The organism is Geobacter psychrophilus, assembly GCF_056821595.1.
In genome coordinates, this window is record NZ_JBXDTU010000004.1 from 1,808,589 (window position 1) to 1,823,922 (window position 15,334).

Annotated in this window: 14 protein-coding genes; 10 read left to right on the forward strand and 4 right to left on the reverse strand. The window is 56.3% G+C overall.

Features of this window, described 5'->3' with window-relative positions; translation table 11 throughout:
- Positions 1-47: 47 nt before the first annotated feature.
- Positions 48-1,217, reverse strand: a complete 1,170-nt coding sequence (gene metK, locus ACOCF6_RS10805) for a methionine adenosyltransferase (RefSeq protein ID WP_482463326.1) — start codon at positions 1,215-1,217, stop codon at positions 48-50.
- Between the two features lie 275 nt (positions 1,218-1,492).
- On the opposite strand from metK, the gene mtnP reads away from it, so the two are divergent.
- The 10 genes from mtnP (at position 1,493) to ACOCF6_RS10855 (ending at position 10,593) form a co-directional block, all read left to right on the forward strand.
- Positions 1,493-2,356, forward strand: coding sequence for an S-methyl-5'-thioadenosine phosphorylase (gene mtnP / locus ACOCF6_RS10810; protein ID WP_482460394.1), 864 nt, complete (start codon positions 1,493-1,495; stop codon positions 2,354-2,356).
- A 22-nt stretch (positions 2,357-2,378) separates the two neighbouring features.
- Positions 2,379-3,296, forward strand: coding sequence for a carbohydrate kinase family protein (locus ACOCF6_RS10815; RefSeq protein WP_482460395.1), 918 nt, complete (start codon positions 2,379-2,381; stop codon positions 3,294-3,296).
- Between the two features lie 94 nt (positions 3,297-3,390).
- Positions 3,391-4,140, forward strand: a complete 750-nt coding sequence (locus tag ACOCF6_RS10820) for a tetratricopeptide repeat protein (protein WP_482460396.1) — start codon at positions 3,391-3,393, stop codon at positions 4,138-4,140.
- A gap of 11 nt (positions 4,141-4,151) precedes the next feature.
- Complete coding sequence (locus tag ACOCF6_RS10825; RefSeq protein WP_482460397.1) at positions 4,152-5,015, forward strand: helix-turn-helix domain-containing protein; 864 nt, start codon at positions 4,152-4,154, stop codon at positions 5,013-5,015.
- A 172-nt stretch (positions 5,016-5,187) separates the two neighbouring features.
- Positions 5,188-5,550 carry a response regulator gene (locus tag ACOCF6_RS10830; RefSeq protein ID WP_482460398.1) on the forward strand — a complete coding sequence of 121 codons (363 nt, stop codon included), beginning with the start codon at positions 5,188-5,190 and terminating at the stop codon, positions 5,548-5,550.
- Between the two features lie 28 nt (positions 5,551-5,578).
- Positions 5,579-6,031, forward strand: a complete 453-nt coding sequence (locus ACOCF6_RS10835; protein ID WP_482460399.1) for a universal stress protein — start codon at positions 5,579-5,581, stop codon at positions 6,029-6,031.
- 36 nt (positions 6,032-6,067) lie between these two features.
- Entirely contained in the window at positions 6,068-7,255 is a 1,188-nt protein-coding gene (locus tag ACOCF6_RS10840) for a sensor histidine kinase (RefSeq protein WP_482460400.1), read from the forward strand.
- Positions 7,256-7,460: 205 nt separating this feature from the next.
- Positions 7,461-7,859, forward strand: coding sequence for a response regulator (locus tag ACOCF6_RS10845; protein WP_482460401.1), 399 nt, complete (start codon positions 7,461-7,463; stop codon positions 7,857-7,859).
- Positions 7,860-7,866: 7 nt separating this feature from the next.
- Positions 7,867-9,462 (forward strand): NAD(P)/FAD-dependent oxidoreductase, encoded by a 1,596-nt coding sequence (locus tag ACOCF6_RS10850; protein WP_482460402.1) that lies wholly within the window; start codon positions 7,867-7,869, stop codon positions 9,460-9,462.
- A gap of 30 nt (positions 9,463-9,492) precedes the next feature.
- Positions 9,493-10,593: a 3'-5' exoribonuclease YhaM family protein gene (locus ACOCF6_RS10855; protein WP_482460403.1), complete on the forward strand. Its 1,101-nt coding sequence runs from the start codon at positions 9,493-9,495 to the stop codon at positions 10,591-10,593.
- A gap of 55 nt (positions 10,594-10,648) precedes the next feature.
- Here ACOCF6_RS10855 and ACOCF6_RS10860 read toward each other — a convergent pair whose 3' ends face one another.
- Genes ACOCF6_RS10860 through ACOCF6_RS10870 form a run of 3 tightly spaced genes read right to left on the reverse strand, consistent with a single transcriptional unit; the run spans position 10,649 to position 15,248 of the window.
- Positions 10,649-11,500, reverse strand: a complete 852-nt coding sequence (locus ACOCF6_RS10860) for a deoxyribonuclease IV (RefSeq protein WP_482460404.1) — start codon at positions 11,498-11,500, stop codon at positions 10,649-10,651.
- Positions 11,493-14,015, reverse strand: coding sequence for a PAS domain-containing hybrid sensor histidine kinase/response regulator (locus ACOCF6_RS10865; RefSeq protein WP_482460405.1), 2,523 nt, complete (start codon positions 14,013-14,015; stop codon positions 11,493-11,495). Before ACOCF6_RS10865 ends, ACOCF6_RS10860 begins: the two co-directional genes overlap by 8 nt.
- Before the next feature lie 18 nt (positions 14,016-14,033).
- Entirely contained in the window at positions 14,034-15,248 is a 1,215-nt protein-coding gene (locus tag ACOCF6_RS10870; RefSeq protein WP_482460406.1) for a molybdopterin molybdotransferase MoeA, read from the reverse strand.
- Positions 15,249-15,334 lie beyond the last annotated feature (86 nt).

Sequence of the window (15,334 nt, forward strand, 5' to 3'; positions counted from 1 at the left end):
CTTGTTCATCCGGTGAAAGATGCTGGTAAGCTGTGCGGCTAACGTCCCTAGATACCGGCCTTTGTCTTGAGAGTGGCGGCCTTGTCGGTCTTCTCCCAGGTGAATTCCGGCAGTTCGCGGCCGAAATGGCCGTAGGCGGCCGTTTTGCGATAGATCGGACGCAGCAGGTCGAGTTGCTCCGTGATGGCTGCCGGACGCATGTCGAAGGTTTCGCGCACCAGTTCGGCCAAACGGTCTTCGCTGACCTTGCCGGTACCAAAGCTGTTGACGTTGATTGAAACTGGCTGGGCCACACCGATGGCATAGGCCACCTGCACTTCGCAACGGTCACACAGACCGGCGGCTACCAGATTCTTTGCCACATAACGCCCCATATAGGCAGCCGAGCGGTCTACCTTTGATGGATCTTTGCCGGAAAAAGCGCCGCCGCCGTGACGTCCCATGCCGCCGTAAGTATCAACGATGATCTTGCGGCCTGTCAGGCCGCAGTCGCCCATCGGGCCGCCGACGACAAAGCGGCCGGTAGGATTGATATAGTAACGGGTGTTCTCATCCAGAAGATGAGCAGGGATGACAGCCTTGACAACCTTTTCAATAACATGCTTTTCAATTTCGGCGTGGGTTACATCCGGGGTATGCTGGGTGGAGATAACCACCGTATCAATACGCACCGGCTTGCCGTTGGCATATTCTACGGAAACCTGCGATTTGGAATCGGGACGCAGGAAGTGCAGTTCACCGGACTTGCGCACTGCGGAGAGCTTGGCTACCAGCTGGTGCGCAAGCTGAATCGGCATCGGCATCAATTCGGGGGTTTCATTGCAGGCGTAGCCGAACATCAGGCCCTGGTCGCCGGCGCCCTGCTCTTTGTGAAGGCCTTCTCCCTCGGAAACGCCCTGGGAGATGTCAGGAGACTGACGGTCTATGGAGACGAGCACGGCACAGGTATCTGCATCAAAGCCCATTTCAGAATCGGTATAGCCGATCTCTTTGATTGTGTTACGGGCTATTTCGGAGTAGTTGATGACCGCATTGGTGGTAATCTCACCGGCGATAACGGCCATACCGGTCGTTACCATGGTTTCGCAGGCCACGCGCGCCTTGGGATCCTGTGTCAGAATCGCATCCAGGATCGCATCGGAAATCTGGTCAGCGACCTTATCGGGATGACCTTCGGATACGGATTCTGATGTAAAGATAAATTTTTCTGCCATGATGCACTGCTCCTCTCGTGTTTGTATATACGATATTAAATACTAATTGCTCTGATTGAATTATTAAATTTATAGGCAGGTGGTTGTTTTGTCAAGCAAAGATAGCTTTTCGCAAAACAGCTGATCGATACGCCGACAATATCGCCTGAACCTGCTCAACAAGCCGATTTACACACCGCAACGGGGAAAATAACTATTGAAGTTTACGTTGTAAACCCGTAAAGTTGCCGCTACTTTCAGGACAACAACACCCAAAAAAACGGGGAGGATACGTACATATGTCGAACCAAGCAGCCATCGGTGTGATCGGTGGAAGCGGCCTGTATGATATGGAAGGACTTGAAGAGGTGCAGCGTATTCGCCTGACAACCCCTTTCGGCGATCCATCCGACGAATACGTTACCGGCGTACTGAACGGGGTGAAGATGGTCTTTCTTCCCCGTCACGGGCGCGGGCACCGCTACCTGCCTTCGGAAGTCAACTACCGCGCCAACATATACGGCATGAAGAAACTCGGCGTTGAACGGATTATTTCTGTGTCTGCCGTAGGAAGTCTGAAAGACGCCATAGCACCGGGACACATTGTCATCCCTGACCAGTTCTATGACCGAACTAAGGGCATCCGCAAGGACACCTTCTTCGGTGACGGTATTGTGGCGCATGCCGGCTTTGCAGATCCGGTCTGCCACCCGCTGTCGGATATCCTGTATTCAGCGGCATTGAAAGCGGGTGCCACAGTCCACAAGGGGGGCACGTATGTATGCATGGAGGGACCGGCTTTCTCGACCCGCGCCGAATCGTTCTCCTATCTGGGCCTGGGAGCCTCGGTCATCGGCATGACCAACCTGACCGAGGCCAAGCTGGCCCGCGAGGCCGAAATCTGTTACGGCATCATCGCCCTTTCGACCGATTACGACTGCTGGCACGAGCACCATGATGACGTAACCGTCGAGGCGATCATCCAGATCATCCACCAGAATGTTGCCATGGCTAAGAACATCATCCGCCATGCGGTGACAGACATCGGGGAGCGGAGCTGTGCCTGCGGCAGTGCCATGCAGTACGCCATCATAACCGATAAAGCTGTTATTCCGGCAGAGACGAAACTGAAGCTGGAGCCGATTGTCGGTAAATATCTTTAAACCTTCAGGAGAATAAAAACTTATGAGCATCGTAGTAGTCGGTACCGTGGCCTTTGACACGGTTGAAACCCCTTTCGGCAGGGGAGAAAACGTCCTGGGCGGCTCAGCCACCTATTTTTCCACCTCGGCCAGCTTCTTTACGGATGTTTCGCTGGTTGCCGTGGTTGGCGAAGACTTCCCGGAAGAACACGTCCAATTTCTGCAATCCCGTGACATCAATACCGACGGACTGCAGCGCATTCCCGGCAAGACCTTTCACTGGAGCGGCAAATACGGCTACGATCTGAACGAAGCCCAGACCTTGGACACGCAGCTTAATGTACTGATGGAGTTCAAACCGGACCTGCCCGACGCGTATCGTGACGCCGAGTATCTCTTCCTGGCCAACATCGACCCGGATCTGCAGATGGAAGTACTGGAGCAGGTACGCAGCCCGAAACTGGTGGCCTGTGATACCATGAACTTCTGGATTTCCTCCAAACCCGAATCGCTCCGCAAGGTACTGCAGAAGGTGGATATCGTTGTCATCAATGAGGGTGAGGCGCGCCAGTTTACCGGCGAAGCCAACCTGGTTAAAGCCGCCCGCCAGATTATCGCCCTGGGATGCAAGCGATTGGTGGTCAAGCGCGGCGAATACGGCGTCCTGATGTTCACGGCCGACTCGGTCTTTGCTGCCCCGGCCTACCCTCTGGAGGAGGTTTTCGATCCGACCGGTGCCGGAGACACCTTTGCCGGCGGCTTCATGGGCTATCTGGCCAATACGGGCGACCTGTCCGAAGAGGGCATCCGCCAGGCAATAGTTTTCGGTTCGGTGATGGCATCGTTCAATGTTGAGGACTTCAGTCTCAACCGCATGAAACGCCTGGATTACAAGGAAATTGAATCCCGCTACAAAAGCTTCAAGGCCCTGACCAGCTTCCGCGACATTGTCCAGCTCTAACCCTTCGTTTTATTGACTTTGTTCCACGGATTTGCTAGGTTTTGCCAGCAGCACAACCAGATTTCTCCCCGATCGGGATTTCAGGAACCCTCGCATGAAGCATATTTCCATACTCCTCCTGCTGCTGGTCATTACCGGCTGCGCCACCGGCAGCGACCAGCGCATGGGAAAAAGCAATCCTGGTGCGTACCATTACCAGATGGGTCTTGGTTACCTGGGAGAACGCAACTACACCGGTGCTCTGGTGGAATTGACCGAGGCCGAAAAATATGACCCCGATAACCCCGAACTGCTCTACAATCTCGGCCTGGCTTATATCGGGAAAAAACGCCCTGATCTGGCCGAGCAGAGGCTTCAGCGGGCACTGATTCTCAAGCCCAATTACACGACCGCCCGCAACGATCTGGGCATTGCCTTTCTGGAAATGAAACGCTGGGATAATGCCATTCAACAGTTCAAAATAGTCAAGGACGATATCTTCTACGAAAACAGCGAAAACGCAACCATCAACCTGGGGCTGGCCTACCTGGGGAAAGGCGACTACCCCAAGGCTCTGGAAGAGCTGCGGAGCGTTGCCGCCATGAATCCGCGCAGACTAGAAGCCCACCTTTCACTGGGACGTGTTTATTTTGCCATGGACAAGACCGAACAAGCCATTGTCGAGTATAAAAAGGCACTGGGAATTTATAAGGACTATGGCGATGCCCACTATTACATCGGCCTGGCCTATCTCAAGCTCAACAAGTCTGATGCTGCCCGGAGCTCTTTCAAGGAGACGATTCGCTTGATTCCCGAAACGGAACGCGGACGCTCTGCCCTGGAATACCTGGAACTACTGAAATAATCGAGGCCTACGTGTCAGAGATCGATACACATACAATCGATCCATCCGCCGCCTCCCCGGGGGCCATCCTCAAGCGGTGCCGTGAATATCACGAGATCTCGCTGGAAGAGGCCGAAGAAGCGACCAAGATCGGGGCAAACTATCTGCAGGCCCTTGAAGAAGACCAGATCGGGCAATTCGGGAGCCCGGCCTATCTCAAGGGTTTTTTGCGAATTTATACCACCTATCTCGGGCTCAATCCTGACGACATGATCCGGCAGTTCGATAAGCTGTACACCTCCGGCAGCACCCAGAGCAACCACAAGAAGAATGCCGACGGCAGCGCTGAACCTACTCCTCGAAAAAAATTCCCGCTCCAGAAACTGGTGATGCCGGCCATTCTCCTGGTGCTGATCCTTATCACCTCTGCTATCGTCAACCGTTCGCCATCATCCCCGATCCGCCAGAGTCAACCAGCACCGGTTGCTGCACCGATAACAACGCCCGCCGTACAGCCGGTCCGATCTTCGGCACAGCCCGCACCCCCGGCAAAAAAAGCGGAAGAGATCGTAGTCGAACTACAACGACCCGATCCGAACCCGGTTGCCCAGGCCAGAACCCAGCCCTCCCCGGTTGAAAGTACCAAAGGATTTATCGTACGCATGAAAGTCACCCAGAGTGGCACCCTGACCGTCACTATTGATGGAGCCGCATCTCAGGGCTATGACCTGGTCGTGGGTGACAGCATTGAATGGAAGGCCGACCGTAACATTACCCTGGAATTGTCCAACTCTGGCGGAGTCGAGGTAGATCTTAACGGCAGACAGCTCAAACCCCTGGGGCAGCCCGGCAAACCAGCCGTTGTTGTACTTGATGCCGAAGGGATCAGGCCCTAAACCGTCTGTTCTTCGATAGTCACCAAACCAGAATCTTTTCACCGTCAATCTCCCTGACAACGTGGCCTCTGCTACTTCGTGAATTAAAAAACTTCCGAGCCTTGACAGAGGTTCTCCCCGTGCTAGACTCGATTATATAGTCAAATGCAGGGAGCAGCCCGTGGCAGAAATAATGAAACGTATACTGGTAGTCGATGACGAAGAGAATGCCCGCATCGCTCTATCCAAAATACTGACCCGCGAAGGATATGATGTTGCTTCAGCCGGCAACGGCTACGAAGCGCTTAACTATCTGCGGGGCAAAGAAGTTGAACTGATCATCACCGATATCAACATGCCCGAAATGAACGGCATGACCTTCCTGCGCGAGCTGAACCGCAGTCATCCGGCCTGCAACGTGATCATGATCACGGCCTATGGAGAGGTGGAGTCATATATCGAAGCCATGAATCTGGGAGCTTTCGAGTATATAAACAAGCCGGTCAAACTCGAGGAGCTGAACAAGATCATCAACAAGATTTTCAAACCGGCTTGATCAAACACGGGACACCAGGAGATACTCCATGAAACCCTTTGAAAAGATTCTGATCGCTATAGATTTTTCTGAAAACTCAGAGCATGCCTTTGAATATGCACTGACACTGGCCACACAATTCCAGGCGGAATTGACGATCCTGCATGTCATCAATGAACCGGTCGATCTGCGTGGTTTCTATGTCCCCCATATCTCGTTTGAGCAGCTGGAGAAGGAGATTGAGGAGGGTGCTCAAAAGATGATGGAAAAATTCTGCCAGACCAAACTGGTCAATTTCACCAACTACAAGACCGCCATTGTCTCCGGCATTCCTTACGAGGAGATCATAAAAAAGGCGGAAGACATTGCTGCATCACTGATTGTGCTTGGCACGCATGGCCGTACCGGACTAGACCACATCATCTTCGGCAGCACAGCCGAACGGGTGGTCCGCAGCTCTTCCTGTCCCGTTCTCACAATCCGCTTACCCGTTGAACCCTAGGTCGCTGCTCATGCCATACCAGCGGCGTGCGCCACTATGACAGAATCCACCCTGCGCGATACCAAGGCAACCGTTGTTGTCATTGATGACGACATCCATATTCTTGAACTGGCGGAATTGATTCTTGCCAAACGCGGCTACCGGGTATTTACCGCACCGACGGCCCGTTACGGTATGGAAATAATTGCCGCACAGCTACCGGAACTGGTACTGCTCGACTACATGATGCCGGAGATGGACGGATTGACGGCATTGCGCGAAATCCACTCCCGCTTTCCGAACACCTATGTGGTCATCTTCACCGGCAAAGGCAACGAAGAGATCGCGGTCGAACTCATGAAGGGCGGGGCCTCCGAATACATTCTCAAGCCCTTCAACAACCGCGATCTGGTCGAACGGCTCGACAATGTCCTGCGTATCCGTGAAATAGAACTCCACAACAAGTCGCTCCAGCAGGAACACGTGCGGCTTCTTCAGGAAATCGACAACTGGAATCAGGATCTCCAGAGGCGGGTCCATGAAAAAACCGATGCGCTCCAGAAGGCACAGTCCGAGATCGCTCAATCCGAGAAACTGGCGGCCCTGGGATATCTTTCAGCAGGCATGGCCCACGAAATCCGCAATCCCCTCAACTCAATATCACTTTTCATCCAGCTCATGCGTCAGAATACGATTGATCCGGAGCAACTGGAGTACCAGGGCAAGATCCTCAAGGAAATTGACCGCATCGACGACATCATCCGCAAGCTGCTGGATGCCTCGCGACGCACCCGCACCATCACCAACGACGTCTCAATCGATCGGGTCATCGATAATGCCCTGGATGTCTTTTCACCTCAGATCGAAACCGGCAAGATCAGGGTTACCCGTTCCTACTGCGATTCCCCGCCTCTAATCAAGGCTGACCCGGCAGAATTGGAGCAGATTTTCACCAACCTGTTCCTCAATGCCCTGGAAGAAATGGGCATTGGCGGACATCTTGAGATCCAGATCCTCGAGGAGAACGGGCGGGTAGTGGTCAGGGTTGCTGACAGCGGTGGCGGCATCTCCGCCGAAACACTGCCCAATATATTCGATCCCTTCTTCAGTACCAAGACGCGTGGAACCGGAATGGGACTTCCGGTTGTCCAGCGAATCGCCCGCATCTATGAAGGGAACATAGCGGTTGAGAGCACCTCTCCGAACGGGACGGTTTTTCGCCTCGACTTTCCTGCCTGCAGATAACCCTGACCTGCGAAAATGCGTGCGTTCGTGAAGTACTTTACGCCTTCCCTTAAGAAAAGGATCAGCCCTATTACAACATCAATTCCGCAGGAACAATCACAGAGGATACGGACAAAACATCTTCTAACAAGCTACATTCGCATTACTCTTCCCTTTTGCTTCAGAATTGGTGTAGTATTTCTCCATTCCCGCTCACGAGACAGTCATGAATGTTCCACACGCTAAAATCCTGCTTATCGATGACGATCCTTTTTTTTTGAAGGTGCTCAGCGACACCTTCACAGAAAACGGTTTCACCGTATTCAATGCAAACGACGGCATCGAAGGCGTTAAAGTCTTCCTGGAAAAAACTCCCGATGCGGTCATATCCGATCTGGTCATGCCCCGCATGGGTGGCGTCAGCACCTGCATGGAGATCGGCCGACTGGCCGGTGACAATCCTCCGATCATCGCGCTGCTTACCTCCATGTTCCAGGAAGCGCCCCACGAACATGATGCCCCTGAAATGGGGGCCAAAGTTCATATCCCCAAATCCACAAAGCCGATGGATATCGTCATCATCATCGAACAGCTCCTGGATCGTAAAAGATACCAGCAGGGCTGACCCTCCCATGCCATTCATTTACCGCAATCTCGTCATTTCCCCGGACGACGGAGAAGAAAGTCTGCCATCTCTGCTGGCCGCACAGATCGGGCTGGCACCTGCGGCACTTTCCGATTTCCGCATTCTCCGTAAAGGTGTTGACGCCCGTCGCAAGCCGCGGGTCAAACTGATCTATACCGTATCATTCATGACAGCGGACCAGGCCACCCTCCGTTCCCGGCTCGCAACCATCCCCAACCTGGAATGGAAGCCGGAGCCTGCAGTGGACATCTTCAACCCCGTGCGCACACAGCAGCGAATTGTCATCGTCGGCAGCGGACCGGCCGGCCTGTTCACGGCCCTGCGCCTGGCCCGCTACGGCCTGACCGCTACAATCATCGAGCGGGGCCAGCCGGTTGAACAGCGCGCCCTGGATGTCCAGCAGTTCTGGCGGAATGGCCTGCTCGACCCGGAGAGCAATGTTCAGTTCGGCGAGGGGGGGGCCGGCACATTTTCCGATGGCAAACTGACCTGCCGTTCGAAAGATCCCCTGGTTCCCTGGGTACTGGAACAACTGGCCGCCTACGGTGCGCCTCCCGAGGTACGCTATCTGGCCAAGCCGCATATCGGCACGGATCGTTTGCGGCTCGTAGTAAGTGCCATCAGGAAGCATCTTCTGAATGTGGGTTTCACCATCCGCTTCGGTTGCTGCCTGACTGATCTGGTGATAGATGACGGCGCGGTTTCCTCCGTCATACTGAACAACCAGGAAGAACTTCCCTGCGACCGGCTGATCCTGGCAACCGGCCACAGTGCTCGAGATACCTACGAACTGCTGGAGCGGCGCAGCGTACCCCTGGAGCGCAAGCCCTTTGCCATGGGGCTGCGGGTGGAACACCCCCAGGAGCTGATCGACCGCATCCAGTACGGTTGTGCACGCCATCCGAACCTGTCGGCAGCCGATTATGCCGTCACATACAACAACACGGCGACAGGCCGCAGTGCCTATTCCTTCTGCATGTGTCCCGGCGGCATTGTCATCGGGGGGTCATCGGAAGCGGGCGGTGTCGTCACCAACGGCATGAGCGGCCAGCAGCGCAACTCGCCCTTTGCCAACAGTGCCCTGGTGGTGAATGTCACACCAAACGACTTCAACGGAACCGATCCGCTGGCAGGCGTCCGTTTTCAGCGCCACTGGGAACATCAGGCCTTCCTGACCGGCGGCGGAGGCTACCATGCCCCGGCCCAGAATCTGCTGGCATTCATGGGACTGAAGGGCAACGGGAAGACGAACAGCACCTATCGGCCCGGGATCTGCGAAACGGATCTGGAACCGGTACTGCCACCCTTCATCATAGCCACCCTGCGCGAAGGGATCAGCGACTTCAACCGGAGGCTGCGCGGCTTCGTCACAGCGGAAGCGACCCTGACCGGCATTGAATCACGCACATCAGCCCCGCTTCGGGTCCTGCGGGATGTGCACTACGAATCCATCGGAGTGCGGGGGCTGTATCCGACCGGCGAAGGGGCCGGTTATGCCGGCGGCATCATGAGTTCGGCGGTCGACGGCATCAAGGTTGCCGATACGATTGCGGCACAGCTGGGTGCGGAACAGACTCACTAGTTTACATTGAGGCAACTAAAGGAGCACCACGTGGCAAAACAGTTTGTAGCAGAGATCAAGGATCGCGATAACGTTCATGCCGTATTTCTGGTCAAGGACAAGATCATGGCCATGGCCAAGAACGGCAAACCCTACATGAACCTGCGCTTCATGGATAAAAGCGGCGAAATTGAGGGCAAGGTCTGGGACAACACGGATGTGCTGGACAAACTGTTTGATAAAGACGACTTTGTGCAGATCCGCGGCAAGGCCTCGGTCTATATGAACAAGATGCAGGTCGTCGTGGCCGAGATCTCCAAAGTACCCGAGGAGCAGGTCAATTTGGGCGACTTCCTGCCCGAATCCCCCCGCAATAACGACGAGATGCGGCAGGAAATGAAGGACGTGGTTGCCGCCCTGACCAATCCCTACCTGCGCTCTCTGATGGAATTATTTCTGGCCGATAAGGCCTTCATGGACCTGTACTGCATGGCCCCGGCCGCCAAGGGCATGCACCACGTCTATCTGGGGGGGTTGCTGGAACATTCCCTGGCACTGGTCAAGCTGGTCAAGACCATCGTGCCCCTGTACGGCGGCATCAACGAGGACCTGCTGACCGTGGGTGCCCTTTTGCACGATGTGGGCAAGGTCCACGAGATGAGCTACGAACGCTCAATCGATTACACCGATATCGGCAAGCTGCTGGGGCATATTACCATCGGCGTGGAACTGGTGGAGGAGAGGATCCGTCAGGTCGAAGGCTTCCCGCGGGAACTGGGCATACTGCTGAAACACATGCTGCTTTCCCACCACGGCCAGTACGAATACGGTTCGCCCAAACGCCCCAAGACCATCGAGGCTACAATCCTCAACTACCTGGATGACATGGATTCCAAGATCAACGGCATCCGCGCCCACATTGCCAAGGAAAGCGTCAGCACATCTCGTTGGACGGCCTATCACCGCCTGTACGACCGCTATTTCTTCAAGAGCAATGGCATGGAACAGGAAGTGGAGGTGGAGCGGGTGTGTGACGAGACCTGCGAACCGCCGCAGGCTGAAAAACCTGCCGAAGCGGCCACCGCAAAGCAGGATCGCAAGGCGTTTGACAACCAGCCCTTCAAGAAGCTGGAGAATCTGGATCTGTTTTAACTGCTCTGCTCAGACCTCCGAGGTTTCAAAAACCTCGGAGGTTTCTTCTTACGTCCTACCCCACCAACCCCCGCAGAATCCCCAGGTTGACCCCGTCCATCTCGTCATTGTCCCCCTTGGGGGTCTCCAGGATCTTGGGTATCGTTGCAAAACGCGGATCGTTGAGGATGAACCTGAACGGATTCAGCCCCAGCGTACCCTGGCCGATATGCTCGTGCCGGTCGACCCGCGAACCGAGACCCTTCTTGGAATCATTGAAGTGGAAGCATTGCAGCCGCTCCAGCCCGATCAATCGGTCAAACTGCTGCATGGTATCGGCGTAGCCCTCTGCTGTGGCGGTGTCGTAGCCGGCGGCAAAGGTGTGGCAGGTATCGAAGCAGACCCCGAATTTATGCGGGAATTTTGAGGTGCTGATAATGGCCTGCAGCTCCTCGAAGGTCCGTCCCAGATTGCTCCCCTGGCCGGCGGTCGTCTCGATCAGCACCCGGCCCTCAAACTGCGGCACCTCGCTGAACAACTGGTCAAAGGCCTCAACCACCCGCGCCAGTCCGGTCTCTGGCGCATCCGCCAGATGGGAGCCGGGATGCATGACAACCTTGGCGATGCCGAGCCGGGCACAGGTTTCCAGTTCGTCCCGGAAGGCGGCCAGGCTCTTGTCGCGGGTCTCGCCCGGCGGGGCTGCCAGGTTGATCAGGTAGATATCGTGGGAAACGATCTCGTGCAGCCCGGAAGCGGCAAATTTTTCGCGAAACAGGGCCGCATCGGCCTCACTGACCGGTTTGCCCTTCCACTGATTGGAGTTGCGCGTAAAGATCTGCAGCACGCCGCAGCCGGCGGCAACGGCTCGGTCTATGGCCAGGTGCAGGCCGCCGGCGATGGACATGTGAGCCCCGAGATAATCATTCATGGTGTGTCCTTTCTGTTCCGTTTATTGCCTCTTTCAACACAGTAGCAAGTTCCTCGGCGGAATACGGCTTGAACACCGCTCCGCAGAAACCGGATTTCCGGAAATCGGCCATGACCGGGTCCGTGGAGTAGCCGCTGGAAACGATCAGGCGGGCTGCAGGATCGATGTCGAAAATATACCGAGCAGCCTCTTTGCCCCCCATCCTGCCCGGAATGGTCAGGTCCATGATGACCGCCCGGAAGGGCACGCCGGCTGAAAATGCCGCGCGGTACAGGTCAATGGCCTCTTCTCCACTTGAACAGGTCGTGACCCGATAGCCCAGCTCATCCAGAATGGCTGCGGCCAGCTCGCGAATCATCTCCTCATCATCCATGATCAGCACGGAGTTTTCCCCGCTCACCGCACCAAGCGAAGCAGGAGCCTGAGCAGAAACTGCAGCCGCTTTTTCCAGGCTTTCCGGCAGGACAAGTTCGAAGGTGGTCCCCCGGCCTACGGCCGATCGGACGTTGATCTGCCCGCCGTGCTTGGTGATGATGGAATGGACCGAAGCCAGGCCCAGGCCGGTGCCGTGCGCCTTGGTCGTGAAATAGGGATCAAAGATGTTCTTCAGATTTTCCGGTGAGATGCCGCAGCCATGATCGCTGCAGGCAACCCGGACATATCGCCCAGGCGTGAGTGATAACAGATTCTTGCTGTCCACGATCATCTCCCCGGCAGTAATGGTTATGGTTCCGCCTCCCGGCATGGCCTGGACGGCATTGATGATCAGGTTGTTGAATACCTGGCTGATCTGCCCCGCGTCGGCCTGAATGGGGGGCAGATGTTCCGGCAACTCGACGGTGGCCGTAACATTCGAGCCCCGCAGAACCAGCGAAACCGACTCTTCGATTACCTGCCGCAGTGAGACGGCCCGGGTCACCGGCTCCCCGCCCCTGGCAAAGGTAAGTAGCTGCTGGGCCAGTTCGGCGGCCCGTTTTGCGGCCTTCTCAGCCTCCCCCAGCGGCTTGGACGATTTGTGCCCTTTCTCGATGAACATGGCGGCAAAGGATAAATTGCCCAGGATCCCGGTCAGGATGTTGTTGAAGTCGTGGGCAATACCCCCGGCCAGCACACCGATGGATTCCAGCTTCTGTTTCTTGATCAGCTCCTCCTGCCGGTTCTCCCGTTCGGTGATATCGGTGAATATGGCCAGAGTGCGATTAGGTGACAATTGCGAGCTGACGATGACGTGGCGGACCGTGCCGTCCTTGCAGGTGACCTTGACATCACGGGGCGGAACCGGCGTGCCGGAAGCGTGGTATTCGGCCAGGTGGGTATTCCACAAGGATACCACCTCTTCGCGATAGGCCGCATCCGGATGGGCCTTGAGAAACCATGCTTCGGCAGTGGGGATTTCAGCCAGCTCGTAGCCGAATCGTTCGACAAAATTCTGGTTGATGTATTCGGTTGTACCATTGCCGTCGGCACAGGCAACACCGACCGGCATCAGTTCCATCAGAGAACGCAGAGTCCTTTCGCTCTCCTTGAGTGCCAGCTCGGCCTGTTTCTGTTCGGTCTGGTCGATATTCATGCCGAGGACACCAAGGATTTCTCCCCTGCAATCCTTAATGGGTGTCAGGATTTCCAGCAGAAAACGTGTACGCCCGTCCTGCTCGTAGGAGGTCTCTTGTGCAATCACCTCACCGGCAAAGGCCCGCCGGTTGTTTTCTGTCCAGACCGCGATCAGCGCGGGATCAGCGGAGAGCTCTTCCGGACGTTTGCCGATAACGTCGCCCCAATGTCGCACTGTAGTCGCATTTTGCATGACGTACCGACCGTCGGTACCGATGGCGAAAAATTCAAAGGGGAGGCTTTCGATGGTGGCGCTGAGAAGCGCCTCATGCTCCTTCAGCCGGAGGTCGGCACTGATACGTTCGCTGATATCGCGCACCGAAGCGATGATGCGTTTTTCCCCGGCAATGGAAGCCGCACGCATGCTGACTTCAGTCCAGAAGAGAGAGCCATCACTGCGCCGGCAGTGCCATTTGAAGGTCTGGGGGGTGCCCTGGGCCGTTATCTGCAGCCAGGCCAGGGCCTCCGGCAGGGAATAGGGGGGGTCTCCCAGGCTGATGGCATTGACATCCAGCGCCAACAGTTCACCATGGCTGTAACCGAACATGTCACAGGCGGTCCGGTTGACATAAATAAAGCTGCCGGTGACAGCATCATGGATGAAGACGGCGTCGCTGACGCTGTTGAAGATGGTCTGGAAGCGCTCTTCACTGGCGGTGATCAGCCGGTTGGATTCGCCCAGGCGGAAGATGTAGCGGCCGATCAGATAGTAGAGCAGGGTAGCGGTGGTGACGATGAACAGCAGACCCTTGTAGGTGGCCATGCGGGTCATGAGATCCGGATCGCGCACCAGCAGGCCGAGGGCGGAATCAGACAGCCAGATCCACAACCCGCCGAACAGGGCGTAAATGGCGACGATCTTGACGACGATGCGGCGGTCCATTCGGGTAAGACGAAACGTCATAACGGCTCCGGGAGGTGTTTACTCCAGCTCAATGTAATTGCCGTAGAAATGCACGTCCACTTCGTCGCCGGCGGCAAAACGGGTGCTCCCGGCCGGCAGTACGGCAATGGCCTGGGCATCGACCATGGTCTTGAGGATTGCGGTCTGCTGATTACCGGCCGAGGTCGCATACCAGCGATCCCCTTCCTTCTCCAGCCGCAGACGCACGATCTGCACCTTGCCCGGTTTTTTCCTCTGCTCTTCACGCAGGATCGCCTTGAAGAGCGGCCGCAGCACGCGCTGGTGACCCTGCATCCTGAGCAGGGCCGGACGGACGAACTCCTCGAAGGTGATCATGGTCGAAACCGGATTGCCCGGCAGGGAAAAGACCGGCGTCGAGCCATACATGGCAAAGGCGGTCGGGCCGCCCGGCTTGATGCCGACCTTCCAGAACAGCTGTCTGGCACCCAGCTCTTCCAGAATTTCCCGCACCAGGTCACAGTCACCGGCCGAGACACCGGCCGAGGTAATCAGCACATCGGCTTGCAGTCCTTCACGCAGTTTCTCCAGGTGGCTTTCACGATTATCGCGGGCAATACCGACGATGCGGGCAATGCCGCCGGCCTCTTGCACAGCCGCAGCCAGTGAGAGGGTGTTGCTGTTGATGATCTCGCCCGCCCCGGGTGTCACCCCCAACTCCACCAACTCATCGCCGGTTGAGAGGATGGCCACGATCGGCCGCCGGTAGACCGGCACCAGGGCCATGCCGAAGCTGGCCAGCATATTGACCTCCGGCGGGCGGATGATCGCCCCGCCCCGGATAAAAACTGCACCAGCGGCCACATCCTCGCCGCACACCCGGATATGCTGCCCGCATTTGACCGGTTCATTCAGCTGGACCGCCTGCTGTCCGTCATCGGTCTCCTCCACCGGCACCACCGCATCGCAACCCGCAGGTGTCGGTGCCCCGGTCATGATCCGCACGGCACAGCCCGGCTCAACGGTCACGCCATCGGCACGGGCACCGGCCGGCAGAAATCCGGTCACCCGCAAACAACAGGGGGTGTTCCTGCAATCCTCCCAGCGGACCGCATAGCCATCCATGGCCGAATTATCCCAAAGCGGCAGATTCCAGGGTGCGCTCACGTCCCCGGCCAGCACGCGACCGGCAGCATCCAGCAGACTTATCCGCTCAATTCCCAGGGGTTGAATTGCATCCAGAATCAGACTTCGGGCCTCTTCAAACGAAACCATACGGTTACCTCCAGCAGAATTATCACACCATAACGGTAACATGCCAAAAATACAATATCGATTGCTAACCGTGTAGCGATGGGTAT